Here is a 16121-nt window from a genome sequence, read left to right on the forward strand (position 1 = left end):
CGAGGGCACCACGCGTCGACCCCGACCCGGCCGAATGGCCCTGGGGATTCCACATGAGGCTGCCGGAGGTCGATCTCGACGCGATTGCGGACTTGTGCGACCGGCAGTGGGCTACCGCCAATGGCGGGGACCTCACCTACTCCATTGCCGTACCGAAGTGGCAGTTCTTGCACTATCTGGTGGAGCGGCGCGGCCTGCTGCTACACGGGTCCCAGACCCCCGGCATCGATCTGCTAGAGCCCCGAAGCCGAAGCTGGGGCGGCGGGCGGGTAGCCGGCCAGCCCGGCGTCTTCGCGGTAGATCACGCACTGTTCGCGATCTACTTCGGCATCATTGACAAATCGCGCGTCCCGAACATGTCGAACGAGATCTCCTGGCAGCGGCGACCCGACGGCCAGCGCGAACGTTGCTTCATTCTCTCGATCAACGGCATAGCCCTTGCAGACCGGCCGTTCTGCAACTCCACCATCTATGTCCTGCCACCGGACACCTTCAAGAAGAGCGGCGAGCTGACGAGTGTCGTGCCCGTACGGCCACTGGCGCGGCTCGCCATCAGCCCGTCGGACTTTCCGCTTCTTGATCGCCTGTGGGGCAGTGATCTAGGGCCCTTGAGCTTCCAGTTTGGTGACCGATTCCCCTTCCTTCGCGATGTCGGCTCCTGGCCGACCAAAACACTCGACGGCCGGGACGGCTGAGACTCAGACCTGCGGACAGTCCAGACAGCACACCCGGCCAACGACGGCCGGCATGATTGCAGCGCTCCACCGCACCACGTCACAGCGAAGTGGGGCAGCCGGAGGGGTGAATTCGCCGTCGTTGTCGGTGCTGGTGCGTATCTTCGGCCGGACACTGTTCTCGATGTGGATGGGTGACGACGTGGATCAGGCGGCTTCAGCGGCACCAGATGTAGTCAGTGACGCGGATCGCTGGTCACCGCCCGACCTCAGTGGTTTCGTGGCCGTGGTGACTGGGGCGAATCGAGGTGCTGGCCGAGGTGTCGCTCGAGTGCTCGGCAGGTGCGGCGCGACGGTGTACGTGACAGGCCGCAGCAGGGCGGGCCGCAGCTCAACGACTGCCGGCGAGGACGTGACTCTGTCTGAGACGGCCCGGATGGTGTCCGATCTCGGCGGGATCGGTATCGCGGTGGAGGTTGACCACGCTGTCGACGCCGAGGTCGAGGTGCTGTTCACGAAGGTGCAGCACGAACAGGGCAAACTCGACATCTTGGTCAACAACGCCTGGGGCGGATACAGCGTTACGGACGGCACGTTGGACGAGCCGTTCTGGTTGCAACCGATGCTCCGGTTCGATCGGATGTGGACGGTGGGCGTCCGGTCCAACCTGGTGGCGACTCGCTTGGGCCTTCCGCTACTACTTGCGGCAGGGCGCGGGCTGGTGGTCAATACGACACTGATGTTCGCCGACCTGGCACACGACATCGGTGCACTCGTCGGTGAAGCTCCCGCCGATTTGGAGAAGCCGGCTTCCGAAGGGCATGCGGGATGCGCGCTCTTCTACCGAACGGCGAAATTGGCCATCAACCAAATGACGTTATACATGGCCAAGGACCTCGCCTGGAATGGGCACCGAGTGGCCATGGTCGCGCTCTCGCCGGGCTTCATGCGCACTGAGGCGATCATGGACGAGGTTGGCAGCGACGCGGGGCACTGGTACACCGAGCCGATCCTTGACGGAACTGAATCAACCGAGCTGACCGGCCGAGGGGTTGTTGCGCTCGCGACAGACAACGAGATCCTCGCCAAGTCTGGCCAGACCCTCAGCACTCGCCAACTGGCGCGGGACTACGGGTATTCCGACGTCGATGGACGATCACCGGTCTAACAGTCCAGGCTCAAGGAACAGCAAGAAAGATGCACGAGTCTTCGAAGTCGATGTTTATCACGTCCAGCCCTGGGTGGGTACTGAGAGTCTGTCGCGCGCGGCACGCGGAGGCGGATCCGGGTTCGAGCGCCGTGATCTTGAGACCCTTTTGCGCGATCGGCAAGGTGGCGTTTCCGGGTCCTGCGCCGATCTCCAACAGGGTGGCATTGTCGCCTAGTCCGCATAGTTCGATGAGGTCGTCGAACAGTTGGGTCGGAAAGCTCGGTCGCGCGGAGAGGTAGAAGTCTGCGGACTGGTCGAAGGTCTCGCGCAGGGTGGAATCTGGTGCTGTCACTGTGGGCCTCCTCGACAGGTCGTCTGAGTGGTCAAAGTTGATCAAGCCGTGTAGTCGACGGCGATCGTCGACCAAACCGTTTCGAACCATTGCTGCGCTTGGTGCGCGAACGACGGTGAGCCGTCGTCGCCCTTGTCCGCCTGCCGGTCGAAGGTGGCACTGTCCCAACCTGACGGGTGGTGCAGGGTGAGGTCCCGGCCGTGCAGCGTCACGGAGTGCTCGGTGATCGGGTAGAAGCCGATCAAGGTCCGTTCGCGGTTCAGCGTGTACATCTTCATGACCGGCGCCATCCGATGAACCCGGACCGCGACCGTTGCGGCGTGGATCAGACCAGTGCTGGTCAGTTCCTCGACCGAGGACTTGATCCTGGCAACGGCACGCTCGGTCAGCGGCGCGAGGCTCTCCTGTAACCCCGTCGCATCTTGGGATGGGTCTACAGGTTGCGGCAGCGCGACGTCGACGGCGGGATCGGTGAGGAGCAGACGGATCCGAAGAGCCCGCACAGCGGCCTGCCCGGACCGGACCACGTCGAGCGCGCCGGGCAGCATGTGACTCAGGGTTTCACCGCGCCACCCGGCGTAATCGATCGACACATCCGTACGGTCCAAGGCCGTGCGCAAGTAGCTGCGGATGTCGGTCGGCACCGACTGACGGGTCCGGACGAATGATCCGCTGCCTTGGCGGCTGACGATCAGACCCTCGCGATCCAGGATCCGCAGTGCCGCCTTGACCGTTTCTCGCGCCACGCCGTACCGCTCGGCCAGCTGCAACTGGGTCGGCAGTCGCTCACCCGACGTCAACCGACCGGACAAGATCGCAGCCCGCAGCGCGTTCGCAATCTGCTGCGACGGCGTGCGCGGGTCGTCGGGGTCGAATTCAATGAGGCGATCAAGTACCGAAGACACGGAGCTCCTTGATTTGACTAGCCAAACTGGCCAAAGTGTATCTTGCTTGTTCGCGCAATCAACCCGGTGCTGCACAGATGTCTTCGGCGTTGTCTCGCTTGGACTGCAAGATCCCTTACTGAATCTATGATTGACTAGGTAAATCATATGCACGTTAGGATTCTCATGACGGACTACCGGGACACCCTCAGCTATCGGCTCGTCCGACTCGGGCGGGAGACGGGCGCCAAATACGCCGCACGGCTCCGGCAGATGGGACTGCGCCCGCTGCACGTTCGACTCCTGACCGCGATCAGGGCTGCGGATCGCACGCCGCAGAACGAACACGCGGCGAATCTGGGCATCACCGGCGGATTCGTCGTGAGGCTGGCCGACGACCTCGAACGAATGGGCGCAGTGGCGCGAGAAAGGGATACCCAGGACCGACGCCGACAGTTCCTAGTGATCACCGCCACCGGAGAGTCCCTGCTACGCGAGGCGACACTTGCCGCAACCGGCCTCGACGAAGACCTGGCACGCGGGTTGTCTCCAGATGCGCTCACTCAGCTTGCGGAGTCGCTCGACAAGATCCGGGCCTCACTCGCATCCGGAGAGGACTGCACCAGTAGCGCCTGACAGGAGACTCCGGCCCAAGCTTGGCAGCGTTCAAAGGATGAACACGGCTCCACAACTGATCGGCCTGTGCCATCTCGTCCCTATGTCGAGCGGTGGAAATGAGGTTGGCTGACCCCATGGGCAACGCCGCCGTAGTAGTCGATCTGCTTGGCCAGGACCGTCCCATCGAGCTTGTCCGCAGGTTCGACCATGGGGCCGGCGGCACGTCGCTCGCCCGCCTCGACGGTCATCCAGTGGTGGTCAAGGCCTGGCCGACATCGCCAGCCTGAGAGCAGACCCTCACCATCGGCCTCAACAACGCGAGAACGATGGTCGCTCGGTCCGTAACTGGGGCGACAACCGTACCAACTGCCGGAGCCGTCCTTCACTCTCACCAGGTCCGATCCGGGTGTGCCCAATACATTCCCGTACCTGCCGGACGGCTAGATGACGACCACAGTCACGAAGAACTCATGGTCCTGCTTGCGTCGCAAGCCACTCAGGTCCCGCGAAAACAATTCTGGGTCATCAATACGATGCTCAGGGTCATAAACCACAGCGAATAGTCTTCGGCACTCGGCATAGTCGTGATAAGACTCGAAATCTACCTTCAACTCGTCCGCAATGTATTTCGCGTTAGCCTGATGAGCGTACTTGCATTCGACAACCACACCAACGCTCGGCACAACTAGGTCGATTCGCTTTGCATTTCCGGCACGTTTTGGCGTCCATTCTTCTCGAACGACGTCGACGTATATAGATCTCAACACTGTCTCAACAAGGTCTTGAACATCGTATTCATTCTCGACAACGAAGGCCGTCCGACCATGGGATCGCGATCGAAGCCGCCGGGCAGAAACCGCAACCGATTTAAGTGCGTTCAGGACGAGCTCGTCTTGATTTGACTGAGGACCAAGCCCGGGCATCGGGACGTATCGATCTCGTCGGAGGCCGCAGACAAGAGCCTCCAGATCCTCTCCTAGAAAGCTAGCCGTACATCCTCGAATATCCCATTCGTCGCCATGGCGCGTCCGCGACTTGCCGTAGTTCCCGTACTCGGTTATCCGTTTTCTATATTTATCACTACGAATCGCTAAAACGGAAGCGGTGAAATCTCCTGTCTTTCCTAAGGCAGCGATGAACTCCTGCTCAGCTAGGGACGCTTCAACGTACTCGAAAATTTCGGCCGGAGTGAAGACGACTCGATAACGGGTAAACGTGGCTCGGCCGCCGCGATCGGACTCGGGATCTGCAAACTCGGCATAGATGGCGCCTTCTGCCTCGAGTGTGCGAAGTTGCTCGGCCATCTCGGGTATCAAGTCGTGGAACGTGTGGCCAAAGGCGTTGATGGTGACAGTCTCGATCAAAGACCCGAATCGACTCACGGTTCCGACCAATCTTAGGTTCGCACTGCTGGCCAGGTTGCGTCATCGGCCGACAGAGTCACAGACTAGACCGTCTGCGGCGCGGCCCGCAGCAGGGCGAGGATACGCGCCGACTGGCTGAGCGCAGCCCGGCCTTGATTTCCACAGTGTCAGACTCGGCCGTGCCTGCCTTCAAAGCTGACCGCTTCCGTTCCGTCCTGGCCGGCTCGGTCAAGGGCGACGCCCTAATCGTGGACAGCGTCCCGTGGGCGTGCCGGCCTTGGCTGCGTCACTCGGATCGCCTCCTGTCATGTCAGGCACATTATGTGTGTGGACCGACCGTAGGCGACGGCTCGGCCAGCAGAACCGGCCCGCATGGATGAGGCGGCGACGGCGTCAGTCGGACAGGATGGCTCGATGAGGATGATCAAGACCGCCAATGAGGCGGAGATGATCGCGCTTTTCCTGCTCACTGAATGGGAGTCGAGCAGGTTCGGATCGGCTCTCCGTGAGGTCATCCATGAGATGGACCAACCTTCAGAGTTGGTGACTCGGCCCGACCTGGCCTCTGGCGCAGACAACGCGGCCAGACGCGACGTCCTGGCTCGCTTTCGCGGCTTTGGTCGGGATGAGGATCTCTTCGCGGGGTTCCCGCAGTCCGATGAAGTTCAGTGGGAGTGGGCTGAACTCGATCCCGGGGAGGTGCTCGCGATCCGCTATATCCGGTATAGCTACTGGGATGAGATCAGCGGCGGGACACGGCTGCCGCCGGCCGCTGCACAGTTCGTGCGCCGCGGCGACAAGGTCTTTGGCCACATGACGACCGCTCATTTCCTCGACGCGGCAGATCAGGTCAAGGTCAGCTGGCCTGACTGGCCACCAATCATCGCCGTGCGTGCAACTCCGGCCGATCGGCCCGTCGTCCTGGAAGGCCATGCACGGCTAACGATCATGGCGATCGCAGCTGAGGCGATCCCAGACGTCAGCAGCGTTCTCATCGGCACATCGCCAGCGATGCCCACCTGGTCCGGCTACTGAGCAGGACGTCGGCAAGATCGGCCTCCTCCCGTCGCGCGCACGCCTTCGGTCGAGGGTTGGGTTCGCTAGTAGAGGTATCGACCATGATCAACTCGAGTTCGCTGACCCGCTCGCCGAGCAGCGCTCCGCTGTCGGCCTTGACTCCGTAGTTGGGTCCAGGGTTGACGATTGGAGTATGCGAACCAGTGAGTTGGCCGGCCGGGTGGGTGTGAACTCGGAGACGTTGCGCTATTACGAGCGGCGCGGGCTGCTGGAGGAGCCGCCGCGGACGCCGGGCGGCTATCGGGACTATCCGCTCGGGACGGTCGGGTTGCTGCGGTTCATCAAACGGGCCCAGGAACTCGGCTTCACCCTCGATGAGGTCGAGGAGCTACTGCACCTCGACGCCGGCGGACCGGATAGCTGCGAGGTGGCCCGGGCGTTGGCCGAGCACCGCCGCAGTGATCTCGCGGCCCGGATCCGCGATCTGCAACGGATGCACGATTCATTGGCCGAGTTGGCTGCGACGTGTGACCTACCGCGAGCTGACCGGCGGTGCGCTCTGCTGGCGGCGATCGATCAGGAGGTGGGGCGATGAGGCTGGAGGTGCTGCATGTCGACGAGTGCCCGAATCTGCCGCCGCTGCTGGCCCGCCTCGCCGAGGTCACCGACCTGCCCGTGGTGACTCGACAGGTCGAGACTGATGCCGAAGCGGCCGCGCTGGGGATGGCCGGTTCGCCGACGTTGTTGATCAACGGCACCGATCCGTTCGCCGGTCCGGAAGCGTGTCAATGTGGTGTGTCGTGCCGGCTATACCGAGACGAGGCCGGCCGGCTGGTGCCGGTCCCGACTGTTGATCAACTTGGGGCTGCGATCACCGCGGCCGGCCTCAACCGGACTCGAAAGGCTGACCCATGACCACTCTCAGCACCGCTCAAACGGCGACACGTTCGAGTTCGCCGCCATCCTCGGCCGGCCCGGCGTCGTCGAGTCCGTCTGTGCTGGCACCGGCCAACCCATCCGCATCGAACTCAACCCCGATCGGGTGATCTCGGTCGACCCACCTGGGCTGGACCAATGGCGACGAATGAACGAGACCCGCCGGTCGCGGAGTCCGGTCATGATCAACATTGTCGACCCGGGAGAGTTCTCGAGCTGCACGGCTGGATCCGCGGTTGCATTCCGGACCTAGGTACGGGTCTACGCTCACCGAATGACGTCCGGTTCGAACGGCGAAGACGGAAGCGGCGGCGGTGCCGGGATGCGGGCTGGGCAGGTCGCGGCCGCGGCCGGCGTGAATCTGGAGACGTTGCGCTACTACGAACGGCGCGGTCTGCTGGACGAACCGGCTCGAAGCTCCGGAGGTCACCGGTGCTACCCGGAGTCGGCGGTCGACCGGGTGCGGCTGATCAAGGCGGTCCAACGACTCGGGTTCACCCTGGCCGAGATCGCGGACCTGATCCGGTCCCTGACCCGCCGCCCCGACCAGGCTGATGCCGAGCTGCTGTCCCGGGCAGGCACCAAGATCACCGAGATCGATCAGAAGATCACCGACCTGACCGCTATCCGGACCACACTGCAAGCGGCGGTTGCCGGCGGCTGCGCAAGCCCGCTGGCCTACCTCCAAAGTCCCGCCTTCGTCCTGGCCGGCCCTCAAGCCCGGTCAGCGCGGACCGAACAGCCGGAAGGACTCCACATGTCGACGATCAGCACCGACGACCCGCTCGCGGTCGCCGTCGTCAAGGCGATCCACACCGGCGATCAAGCCACACTGCAACAGCTCCTGGCCGACAACCCGGACCTGGCGACGGTTCGCCTCGGCGACGACAGTCCAGGCGGGATGTCACGCACACTGCTGCACATCGTCACCGACTGGCCCGGACACTTCCCCAACGGCGCCGCCACGGTGGCGCTCCTGGCCGCAGCTGGCGCCGACGTGAACGCCCGGTTCCACGGCGGCCACGAGGAAACACCACTGCACTGGGCCGCGAGCAGCGACGACGTCGCGGTCCTGGACGCACTGCTCGACGCCGGCGCGGACATCGACGCACCAGGATCGGTCCTTGGCGGCGGCCCTCCACTCAAAGACGCAACCGGATTCAGACAATGGAAAGCCGCACGCCGACTGGTCGAACGGGGCGCGGAGACGGACCTGTTCTCCGCAGCCGCCCTCGGCCTGATCGACCGGCTGAGAGACCGCCTCGCCACCGAGGAACCAACCACCGAGCAGATCAGCCACGCATTCTGGGCCGCCTGCCACGGTGGCCAGCTCGACACCGCCCGCTACCTCCTCGACCACGGCGCCAATCTGAACTGGCTGCCCGCCTGGGATTCCCTCACCCCACTGGACACCGCGGCCACCAGCAACGCCCCCGATCTCATCAGCTGGCTGCACAGCCGCGGCGCCCGAACCGCCGCCGAACTCCATGACGACTGAGTGGGGTGCTGTACCTCGTGTTGGTGGGAGTTGAAACCACCTGACGGGCGCGCAAGCGGAGCTCGTAGTGCAGGCCAAGTGGCGGGAGCACCCCAATCGGGACATGGCCGATGATCCGGGTTCGTGGCGAACGGTCACCGATCACCTCAAGCTACGCTTCTAATCAAACTTGACTAACTCGAGCCAATCCGTTCGCAACACCGAGAGAAGGAATCGAACCCATGGGAAAGCTCGCGATCGAGACGAGAGGGTTGAGCGGAGGTGGGCGCGTGTCGGCGACGAAGCTCCTGGTGCTCGGTATCGTGCACCTCGCCGGCGGCGCGCATGGCTACCAGGTGCGGTCCGAACTGCAGAGCTGGGGTGCGGAGAGTTGGGCCAAGATCAAGCCCGGCTCGATTTATCACGCGCTGAAGAAGGCGGCGGCTGATGGCCTCCTCACCGAACATGCCGAGCCGGGCAACTCTGGGCCGGAGCGCGTTCTGTACCGCGCGACAACTCGAGGACGTGACGAGATGGTCGAACTGGTCCGCGACGGTCTGCGGCGCACCCACGACCCGGACATGCTCAACGCGTCCATCGCCATGTTGCCCATGCTGACCAGGTCAGATGCCGTCGCGCACATTGACGAGCGGGTCGCGCGCCTGGAAGCGGAGCTCGAAGTGCAGGCCAAGTGGCGGGAGCACCCCAATCGGGACACCCCCGAGCACGTCCGCGATCAGGCCGAACTGTGGGCCGGACACGCACGCACCGAACTGGAGTGGGCGAAGAGCCTGAGCAAACGACTGTCTGAGGGCGCCTACACCATGGCCGATGATCCGGGTTCGTGGCGAACGGTCCCCGACCACCTCAAAACACACTCCTAATCAAACTTGACTAGATGTTTCCTCCTCGTTTACTCTGGCCAAGTAATCAAACTTGACTAGCCTCAACCAATCCGTTGGCAACACCGAGAGAAGGAATCGAACCCATGGGAAAGCTCGCGATCGAGACGAGAGGGTTGAAGAAGAGCTTCGGCAAGACCCGCGCGGTCGCCGGTGTGGATCTGGCCGTGAGCGCCGGGGGCGTGTACGGCGTGCTCGGTCCGAATGGGGCGGGCAAGACCACGGCGATCCGCATGCTCGCCACGCTGCTACGCCCCGACGCCGGAGAGGCGCAAGTGCTCGGGTACGACGTCGTGCGCGACGCCCGCGCGGTGCGGAGCAGGGTGGGCCTCACCGGGCAGTTCGCGTCGGTCGACGAGGACCTCACCGGGGTGGAGAACCTGGTGCTGCTCGCCAGGCTGCTCGGCTACTCGCGCCCGCGGGCCAAGCGGCGAGCGGCCGACCTGCTCGACGCGTTCGGCCTCGCCGATGCCGCCGACCGGCAGGTGAAGAAGTACTCCGGCGGGATGCGCCGGCGCATCGACATCGCGGCGAGCCTGGTCGTCACCCCCGAACTGATCTTCCTCGACGAGCCGACCACCGGCCTCGACCCGCGCAGCAGGAACCAGGTCTGGGAGATCGTCCGCGGCCTGGTCGCCGAAGGCACCACCGTGCTGCTGACCACGCAATACCTCGACGAAGCCGACCAGCTGGCCGACCGGATAGCGGTGATCGACCACGGCAAGGTCATCGCCGAGGGCTCGAGCGGCCAGCTCAAGGCATCGGTCGGCGCCGGCTCGCTGCACGTACGGCTACGTGCGCCCGAGCAGCGGGCCGAGGCCGAACGGGTCCTCGCCGCCGCTCTCGACGAGCCGATCGAGCTCTCCGCTGACCCGGTCGCACTGTCCGCGCGGATCTCCGACCCCGAACGGGTCGCCCGCGCCCTGGCCGAGCTGTCCCGCGGTGGCATCGACGTCACCGAGTTCGCGCTCGGTCAGCCGAGCCTGGACGAGGTGTTCCTCGCCCTGACCGGGCACGCCGCCGAGGAGACACCCGAGGAGGATGCCGCATGAATGCCACGACCGCGGAGCAGGCGTCGGCGCCGGTCACCGAGGACGCGCTGCGCAGTGTGCTGTTGGCCGGCGAGCGCCCGTCACGGCCCGGTCCTGTCCGTACCTCGTTGACGTTCGGCTGGCGCGCTTTGCTGAAGATCAAACACGTCCCGGAGCAGCTCGTCGACGTGACCATGTTCCCGATCATGTTCACGTTGATGTTCACCTTCCTGTTCGGTGGCGCGCTCGCCGGGTCGACTCAGGAGTACCTACAGTTCCTGCTGCCGGGCATCCTGGTGCAGTCGAACGTCATGATCACCATGAACACCGGCATAACGCTGAACACCGACATCCAGAAGGGTGTGTTCGACAGGTTCAGGTCGCTCCCGGTGTGGCGACCGTCGCCGCTGGTCGGCGCCCTGCTCGGCGATGTGATGCGCTACTCGATCGGGTCGGCGATCGTGATCACGCTCGGCCTGGTCCTCGGGTTCCGGCCGGAGGGTGGCGCCGGCGGGGTGGTGCTGTCGGTGGCGCTACTGCTGGTGTTCTCGTTCTGCCTGTCGTGGCTGTGGACGATGCTCAGCCTGATCCTGCGTACGCCGAACTCGGTGGCGGGGGTCAGCATGATGGTGATGTTCCCGCTGACGTTCGTGAGCAACATCTTCGTGGACCCGAAGTCGATGCCCGGGTGGTTGCAGGCGGTCGTCGAGGCCAACCCGATCACCCACCTCACGACCGTGGTACGCGGCCTGATGCACGGCTCGGTGCCGGCCGGGGAAATCGGCTGGGTGCTCGTCTCGTCCGTGCTTCTCGTCGCGGTCTTCGGTCCCATCACCATGGTCCTCTACCGCAACAAGAAGTAGAGGCGCTAAGACAACCTCTCGAACGGAGATGTGAGATGAACGAGATGCCCTTTCGCGTGACATCAAACGATGGCACCACCATCGCCTACGACAGGGAAGGAAGCGGTCCGGCCGTCATTCTGGTGGGCGGAGCACTCGACGAGGGGGTGGAGAACGCTCCCTTGGCGCCAGCTCTCGCCGAGCACTTCACGGTCTACAACTATGCCCGTCGGGGACGCGGCGCGAGCGGCTTCACCGAGCCGTACGCCGTGGAAAGGGAGATCGAGGACCTGGATGCGTTGATCGCGGAGGCGGGCGGCTCGGCACACCTGTTCGGGGCGTCCTCAGGCGGCGCGCTGGCGCTGGAAGCCGCCGCGGCCGGGGCAGCCATCGACACGATCGCCGTCTGGGAGGTGCCCTACGCGGTTGGGGACGACATACGCCCTCGATTCGAGGAGTACGTCGCGGACACCCGACGCGCCTTCGACGCCGGGCGAGACGAGGAGGTTCTCGAACTGTTCATGCGCCTGTCGGGCGCCTCCGACGACAACATCGCGGCCAGGAAAGCGGCAGGCAAGCAGACGTCGCATTGGGCGGATTCGGTCGCCCTCGCGCCCACGCTGGTCCACGACAGCGTCTTCCTCAATCGCTACCAATTGACGGCCGATCGACTGGCAACGATCACCCAACCGGTCCTGGTCACCACCGGAGGGCCGATCACGGTCCCTTATATGGCAGGCCTGCCCTCGGACTTCTTCGACCGCGCAGCCGACGAGCTGGCAGACCAATTGCCCCACGCTCAACGGGAGACCCTCGAGGGGCCGGATCACGTCGTCGACCCACAGATCGTCGGCCCGCTGTTGCTACGGTTCTTCAGCACCGAACACTGAGGGGCCCGCGAGGTGTTGCTGTGGCCGCTCAAGACAGCGGTGCGCGCTGACCAGTAGTCGGCGGGTCGAGGGCCAGCAGGGCCGCGATCCAGTCGAGATTGATCACCGCCAGTTTTCGGAGGACCCGGCCCAGCCATTCCGGGCCGTCGGAGAAGTGCATCGCCCGGTGGACTGTGGGGCCGGCGAGCCGGGTCACGGTCTCGACCTCTCCTTGGAACACGGTGGCGGGATCGGGGCCGCCCTCCAGCCGCACGGTCGGCAGGAACATGATCAAGTCCTGCCAGCGATGTCCGGCGCCGGACATCGACCAGTCGACCAACCTGGCGCGACCGTCCGGCAGAATGCAGAGATTGTCGCTGCGGACATCTCCGTGGACGACACAGTCGGTACGAGATTGCGCGCGTTCATCGGTTTCGACGAGCAGTCCCCCGTGCCGTTCCAGCCACTCCGGTGTGCACAGCCCAGCGTCGATCAGGGCGGGGTCGTCGACCAGTTGATGCCAGGTCGGGTCGGGCCACCATGCCAGCGGCATATCGGCCGGAGGCGTGACCGTCCGCAGCTCGGTCAGGGCGGAGTGCACCGCGCCAACGTCGCCGGCCCGCCACCTCGTTGTTTGGTCAGCGTCGGCCGGCCAGTAGTCGGGCAGGTGCTCGGTGATCAGAATGGGCCGCTCGCCCGGCAGCCAGCTCACGATCGCCGGGCCGAATGTGCCGCCGACCGTCTTCAGCGTCGCGTGCTCGACGCGGAGGTATTCCGCAGTTTGATCATCGGCTGCGCCCTTGACGAACACGGCGCTGCCGTCGGCGAACCGGATCGCATAACGGTGTGCGGCGGTGAGCCCGCATTGCGGTCGTTCCCACGTGACCGCGGGCTTGCCGACGACGCGCTCTGCCACCTGGACGACCTCTGGCAGTTGGGTGCTCGCTGTCCGCCGAAGAGGATCCTGGTCGGATGCTGACTGGGCCATCTGGGCTACTCCTGACTGGGCATGGTCCACGTTGCGAGGTGGGCATTGCCCCTTCGGCGAGTGCCGTCGCGCCCTCATCAGCAGCAACCGCATCGTGCCGCTCGAACTGCTCACTGTCAACCGTTGAAGCTCGGGCTGAGCGGCGGTGGCGGAAGCTCTAAAGCGTTGGAGTCCGCAGGCGCTTCACCAGTAGGTTGGCGCGATGACCAGCGACGACGTTGCCGGCCAGGATCTGACGGACGACGGCGATTGGCGGGAGAACAAGTTCTTCCGGCGCCGACCATCCACCGAAACCTTGGCCTGGGCGGCCGCTTCCCTGGGTGCAGGCAGTCGCATCGTCGGCCACCGTCGGTTGACCGGCGGCGTCAACTCTGCCGTCCATCGCCTGACAGTTGAGCGAGGGGACACCCGAACGCTCGTCGTGCTGCGGCAGTACCCGGCGGGAAGCATCGCGCTTCGGACCGCGATGGACGAGGAGATTGCCAACCTCAAGGTGGTGGCTAGCAGCGGACTTCCGGTTCCGACGATTCTGGCCACCGATGTTGCTGGCGCTGCTACTTGCGGAGCGCCGTCGCTGCTGATGACGCGGCTACCTGGCCACGTTCACCTCAATCCGGCGGAGCGCCTGCCGTGGATCGAGAGGATCGCCGAGTTCGCTGCCCGGCTCCATGCCGTTGACCTCCCGGCCCCGACCTTCAGAGCTTGGGAAGACTCATGGATCACACCTCTTGGCCAGTTCAAGGTTCCGGTCGGCGCGCGGAACCCTTCGGTCTGGAAAGCCGCCTTCGAGGCCATGGAGTCACCGCCGCCTGAGGATGATGCCGTCTTCCTGCACTGTGACTACCTGCCGGTCAATCTGCTGTGGTCGCGGGGGATGATCACCGGACTCACCGACTGGAACGGCATCCACCGAGGGTCTCGCGCCATCGATGTCGGGCAGTGTCGGCGGTATCTGGCCTCGCTCTACGAACCCGATTGGGCGGAGGATCTGCGCTTGCTCTATGAATCGATCGTGGGTGCACCGCTTCACCCGTGGTGGGACTTGCACAGCCTCCTTCACCACAACGACAGCGGACCGCAATCCATATCTCGCCAGGTTGCTGGGCGCCGTCCGGTCGACGTGTCGGGCCTGACAGCTCGTGTCGAGATCGTCGTAGAACAAGCACTACGACGCCTCGGCTGAACACGGGCGTCGCTCTTCGGCGACGTCGGGTCACCGTCAATGACCGTCAGCGGGCGGCTCCACTTCTGGTCGATGAGTTCTCGATCATCCGATGGTCTAACCGACCGAGGACAACACCGATCAGGAAGGGCCCACCATGGCCAAGATCATCGCTCAGGCATCCGTCTCCCTCGATGGCTTCATCGCCGGCCCCGACAACACTGGTTTCGACCGACTGTTCGCCTGGTGCACCGCCGGCGACGTCGAGACTCCATCGGCCGAGCCCGACCGGCTCACCTACCGTACGTCAGCAGCCACGGCGACCTATCTTCAAGATCAAATCGAACGGACCGGTGCCTTCGTGGTCGGACGACGACAGTTCGACGAGACCAACGGCTGGGACGGCTCGCACCCGGCCGGCCAACTGCCCGTGTTCGTCGTCACTCACCAGCCGCCGGCGGGCTGGGTCAACACCGGGACGCCGTTCACCTTCGTCACCGACGGTGTCGAATCAGCAATCCAGCAAGCGATCCGCGCCGCGAACGGCAAGGATGTCGGCATCGGACCGGGCAGCACGGTCGATCAGGCGCTCGATCTCGGCCTGGTCGACGAGCTCCTGCTCGACCTCGTTCCCCACCTCCTCGGCGGCGGCACCCGAATGCTCACCAACATCACCAGCGCCCCACTCGGCTTCGCCGACCCCGAAATCATCTCCGGTGTCGGAGTCACGCACCTGATCTACCGCCGGTGACGCGGGCATGCTCAGCCGGGACCTAGACCCAGTGGTCCGTACATAGTACGGTACGTTGTACGGAAACTGGATGCTGCCCTTCCAGCGCCGTCCTGGTGATCTTGAGATCGGCACCATTTGCCACGGCCGTTTGGTCGGCATGCCCGAATGGCAGCTCGGTCGGATCCCAAACCTAGAAAGGAAGCATCATGCGCAGGATCATCGTTTCTATCCACAGCACAGCCAACAACATCGTCACCGGCCCGCCGTCCGGTGACGACACCGACTTCATGCAGTGGGCGCACCCCGGCATCGAGGATTCGCTGGACGCTCTGCTGGCCTCGTTCGACGGGGTCGACACCATCTTGTTCGGCCGTGGCACGTACCAGGACCTGGAGCGGAAGTGGCCGAATGTCAAAGAGTGGCCGGACGTCAGCGAGGTCGCGCTTCGCATCGGTCACCTGGTCAACACCCTGCCCAAGCTCGTCGCAACGGGGGCGACGGCACCGGAGAGCCTGCGCTGGGGTGCCCACGAGCCGGCAACGCCCTTCCCGGGGCCTGGCGTCGAAGGACGGCTCAAGGCGCTGAAGGAGGGCGAAGGTGGCGACATCATCACCTTCGGCAGCCCGAAGCTGGTGCAGAGTCTGGCGAATGCTGGGCTGGTCGACGAGTACCGCATCCTGATCCACCCCGTGATCATGAACGAGGGTGGACTCCTGTTCGAGAATCTGAACGGGCGCACGGATCTCCGCCTGGTGAACGTCGAGACCTTCCAGGGAGGCGCCATGATGATCACCTACGCGACGGCACTCTGAGCCGGCGACCGAGGCCCAAGATTTCGGACCTGTCCGACCTGCTCAAGGACATGCCGACCGATTTCGGTTGTCGTCGCCAGCGGCAGGTCCGATGGTGTCGGTGACAGCTGCTGCAGACCCCGAACCGAAGGATGCAACCGTGAGACCACTGATCATTTCCTGCAACGTGACGGTCGGGAGTTCGATGTTCGCCGACGTTGCCGATCGCCGAACCCTGAAGCTCAACAGTCTCAAAGGATTCCCGTCCGGCATGGTCGACGTCACCTACGCCGCGCAGTAGGACACCCGACCAATCAGTTTCCGGAGGGGA

At 64.5% G+C, this 16121-nt stretch carries 20 protein-coding genes; 15 read left to right on the forward strand and 5 right to left on the reverse strand.

Annotated features, from left to right (window positions below):
• Window positions 1-53 precede the first annotated feature (53 nt).
• On the forward strand, window positions 54-695 hold the full coding sequence (locus FNH24_RS29210) for a hypothetical protein (RefSeq protein WP_152365721.1): 642 nt from the start codon (window positions 54-56) through the stop codon (window positions 693-695).
• 106 nt (window positions 696-801) lie between these two features.
• Window positions 802-1842 (forward strand): SDR family NAD(P)-dependent oxidoreductase, encoded by a 1041-nt coding sequence (locus FNH24_RS29215; RefSeq protein WP_217428594.1) that lies wholly within the window; start codon window positions 802-804, stop codon window positions 1840-1842.
• A 10-nt stretch (window positions 1843-1852) separates the two neighbouring features.
• On the opposite strand, the gene FNH24_RS29220 is transcribed toward FNH24_RS29215, so the two are convergent.
• Window positions 1853-2176 carry a hypothetical protein gene (locus FNH24_RS29220; RefSeq protein ID WP_152365722.1) on the reverse strand — a complete coding sequence of 108 codons (324 nt, stop codon included), beginning with the start codon at window positions 2174-2176 and terminating at the stop codon, window positions 1853-1855.
• 41 nt (window positions 2177-2217) lie between these two features.
• On the reverse strand, window positions 2218-3081 hold the full coding sequence (locus tag FNH24_RS29225; RefSeq protein ID WP_161606373.1) for a GntR family transcriptional regulator: 864 nt from the start codon (window positions 3079-3081) through the stop codon (window positions 2218-2220).
• Window positions 3082-3246: 165 nt separating this feature from the next.
• On the opposite strand from FNH24_RS29225, the gene FNH24_RS29230 reads away from it, so the two are divergent.
• Entirely contained in the window at window positions 3247-3696 is a 450-nt protein-coding gene (locus FNH24_RS29230) for a MarR family winged helix-turn-helix transcriptional regulator (RefSeq protein ID WP_161606374.1), read from the forward strand.
• An 80-nt stretch (window positions 3697-3776) separates the two neighbouring features.
• Here FNH24_RS29230 and FNH24_RS31645 read toward each other — a convergent pair whose 3' ends face one another.
• Both FNH24_RS31645 and FNH24_RS29235 read right to left on the reverse strand, forming a co-directional pair.
• On the reverse strand, window positions 3777-3926 hold the full coding sequence (locus FNH24_RS31645; RefSeq protein ID WP_161606375.1) for a hypothetical protein: 150 nt from the start codon (window positions 3924-3926) through the stop codon (window positions 3777-3779).
• 192 nt (window positions 3927-4118) lie between these two features.
• Entirely contained in the window at window positions 4119-5042 is a 924-nt protein-coding gene (locus FNH24_RS29235; RefSeq protein ID WP_152365725.1) for a PD-(D/E)XK nuclease domain-containing protein, read from the reverse strand.
• Window positions 5043-5456: 414 nt separating this feature from the next.
• On the opposite strand from FNH24_RS29235, the gene FNH24_RS29240 reads away from it, so the two are divergent.
• The 8 genes from FNH24_RS29240 to FNH24_RS29285 all read left to right on the forward strand — a co-directional run bounded on the left by FNH24_RS29240 (window position 5457) and on the right by FNH24_RS29285 (window position 12137).
• On the forward strand, window positions 5457-6077 hold the full coding sequence (locus FNH24_RS29240) for a hypothetical protein (RefSeq protein WP_152365726.1): 621 nt from the start codon (window positions 5457-5459) through the stop codon (window positions 6075-6077).
• A 175-nt stretch (window positions 6078-6252) separates the two neighbouring features.
• Entirely contained in the window at window positions 6253-6654 is a 402-nt protein-coding gene (locus FNH24_RS29245; protein ID WP_152365727.1) for a MerR family transcriptional regulator, read from the forward strand.
• Window positions 6651-6974, forward strand: coding sequence for a thioredoxin family protein (locus FNH24_RS29250; protein ID WP_246187117.1), 324 nt, complete (start codon window positions 6651-6653; stop codon window positions 6972-6974). Before FNH24_RS29245 ends, FNH24_RS29250 begins: the two co-directional genes overlap by 4 nt.
• Before the next feature lie 343 nt (window positions 6975-7317).
• A complete protein-coding gene (locus tag FNH24_RS32060; protein ID WP_246187139.1) occupies window positions 7318-8493 on the forward strand; it encodes a MerR family transcriptional regulator in 1176 nt (391 codons plus the stop codon).
• Between the two features lie 221 nt (window positions 8494-8714).
• The gene (locus tag FNH24_RS29270) at window positions 8715-9356 is read left to right on the forward strand and encodes a PadR family transcriptional regulator (RefSeq protein ID WP_152365729.1); all 642 of its coding nucleotides are present in this window, start codon (window positions 8715-8717) and stop codon (window positions 9354-9356) included.
• A 104-nt stretch (window positions 9357-9460) separates the two neighbouring features.
• Window positions 9461-10426, forward strand: a complete 966-nt coding sequence (locus FNH24_RS29275) for an ATP-binding cassette domain-containing protein (RefSeq protein ID WP_152365730.1) — start codon at window positions 9461-9463, stop codon at window positions 10424-10426.
• Window positions 10423-11268: an ABC transporter permease gene (locus FNH24_RS29280; protein ID WP_152365731.1), complete on the forward strand. Its 846-nt coding sequence runs from the start codon at window positions 10423-10425 to the stop codon at window positions 11266-11268. Before FNH24_RS29275 ends, FNH24_RS29280 begins: the two co-directional genes overlap by 4 nt.
• A 35-nt stretch (window positions 11269-11303) precedes the next feature.
• The gene (locus FNH24_RS29285) at window positions 11304-12137 is read left to right on the forward strand and encodes an alpha/beta fold hydrolase (RefSeq protein ID WP_152365732.1); all 834 of its coding nucleotides are present in this window, start codon (window positions 11304-11306) and stop codon (window positions 12135-12137) included.
• 28 nt (window positions 12138-12165) lie between these two features.
• Here FNH24_RS29285 and FNH24_RS29290 read toward each other — a convergent pair whose 3' ends face one another.
• Window positions 12166-13197, reverse strand: coding sequence for an aminoglycoside phosphotransferase family protein (locus tag FNH24_RS29290; RefSeq protein WP_161606376.1), 1032 nt, complete (start codon window positions 13195-13197; stop codon window positions 12166-12168).
• Window positions 13198-13306: 109 nt separating this feature from the next.
• Here FNH24_RS29290 and FNH24_RS29295 point away from each other — a divergent pair, with 109 nt between their 5' ends.
• The 4 genes from FNH24_RS29295 to FNH24_RS31650 all read left to right on the forward strand — a co-directional run bounded on the left by FNH24_RS29295 (window position 13307) and on the right by FNH24_RS31650 (window position 16091).
• Window positions 13307-14287 (forward strand): phosphotransferase family protein, encoded by a 981-nt coding sequence (locus tag FNH24_RS29295; RefSeq protein WP_152365734.1) that lies wholly within the window; start codon window positions 13307-13309, stop codon window positions 14285-14287.
• A gap of 136 nt (window positions 14288-14423) precedes the next feature.
• Complete coding sequence (locus tag FNH24_RS29300) at window positions 14424-15017, forward strand: dihydrofolate reductase family protein (protein ID WP_152365735.1); 594 nt, start codon at window positions 14424-14426, stop codon at window positions 15015-15017.
• A gap of 188 nt (window positions 15018-15205) precedes the next feature.
• Window positions 15206-15811 carry a dihydrofolate reductase family protein gene (locus FNH24_RS29305; protein ID WP_152365736.1) on the forward strand — a complete coding sequence of 202 codons (606 nt, stop codon included), beginning with the start codon at window positions 15206-15208 and terminating at the stop codon, window positions 15809-15811.
• A 139-nt stretch (window positions 15812-15950) separates the two neighbouring features.
• Window positions 15951-16091: a hypothetical protein gene (locus FNH24_RS31650; RefSeq protein WP_161606377.1), complete on the forward strand. Its 141-nt coding sequence runs from the start codon at window positions 15951-15953 to the stop codon at window positions 16089-16091.
• The last annotated feature ends 30 nt before the right edge of the window (window positions 16092-16121 follow it).

The sequence above is a fragment of the Microlunatus speluncae genome (assembly GCF_009299835.1).
Lineage (GTDB): Bacteria > Actinomycetota > Actinomycetes > Propionibacteriales > Propionibacteriaceae > Microlunatus > Microlunatus speluncae.

What these genes read in the sequence shown, in the direction of transcription:
- FNH24_RS29210 (WP_152365721.1), top strand. Translation starts at nt 54, where the DNA reads ATGAGGCTGCCGGAGGTCGATCTCGACGCGATTGCGGACTTGTGCGAC.
- FNH24_RS29230 (WP_161606374.1), top strand. Translation starts at nt 3,247, where the DNA reads ATGACGGACTACCGGGACACCCTCAGCTATCGGCTCGTCCGACTCGGG.
- FNH24_RS31645 (WP_161606375.1), bottom strand. Translation starts at nt 3,926, where the DNA reads ATGACCGTCGAGGCGGGCGAGCGACGTGCCGCCGGCCCCATGGTCGAA.
- FNH24_RS29240 (WP_152365726.1), top strand. Translation starts at nt 5,457, where the DNA reads ATGAGGATGATCAAGACCGCCAATGAGGCGGAGATGATCGCGCTTTTC.
- FNH24_RS29245 (WP_152365727.1), top strand. Translation starts at nt 6,253, where the DNA reads ATGCGAACCAGTGAGTTGGCCGGCCGGGTGGGTGTGAACTCGGAGACG.
- FNH24_RS29250 (WP_246187117.1), top strand. Translation starts at nt 6,651, where the DNA reads ATGAGGCTGGAGGTGCTGCATGTCGACGAGTGCCCGAATCTGCCGCCG.
- FNH24_RS32060 (WP_246187139.1), top strand. Translation starts at nt 7,318, where the DNA reads ATGCGGGCTGGGCAGGTCGCGGCCGCGGCCGGCGTGAATCTGGAGACG.
- FNH24_RS29270 (WP_152365729.1), top strand. Translation starts at nt 8,715, where the DNA reads ATGGGAAAGCTCGCGATCGAGACGAGAGGGTTGAGCGGAGGTGGGCGC.
- FNH24_RS29275 (WP_152365730.1), top strand. Translation starts at nt 9,461, where the DNA reads ATGGGAAAGCTCGCGATCGAGACGAGAGGGTTGAAGAAGAGCTTCGGC.
- FNH24_RS29280 (WP_152365731.1), top strand. Translation starts at nt 10,423, where the DNA reads ATGAATGCCACGACCGCGGAGCAGGCGTCGGCGCCGGTCACCGAGGAC.
- FNH24_RS29285 (WP_152365732.1), top strand. Translation starts at nt 11,304, where the DNA reads ATGAACGAGATGCCCTTTCGCGTGACATCAAACGATGGCACCACCATC.
- FNH24_RS29290 (WP_161606376.1), bottom strand. Translation starts at nt 13,197, where the DNA reads ATGCGGTTGCTGCTGATGAGGGCGCGACGGCACTCGCCGAAGGGGCAA.
- FNH24_RS29295 (WP_152365734.1), top strand. Translation starts at nt 13,307, where the DNA reads ATGACCAGCGACGACGTTGCCGGCCAGGATCTGACGGACGACGGCGAT.
- FNH24_RS29300 (WP_152365735.1), top strand. Translation starts at nt 14,424, where the DNA reads ATGGCCAAGATCATCGCTCAGGCATCCGTCTCCCTCGATGGCTTCATC.
- FNH24_RS29305 (WP_152365736.1), top strand. Translation starts at nt 15,206, where the DNA reads ATGCGCAGGATCATCGTTTCTATCCACAGCACAGCCAACAACATCGTC.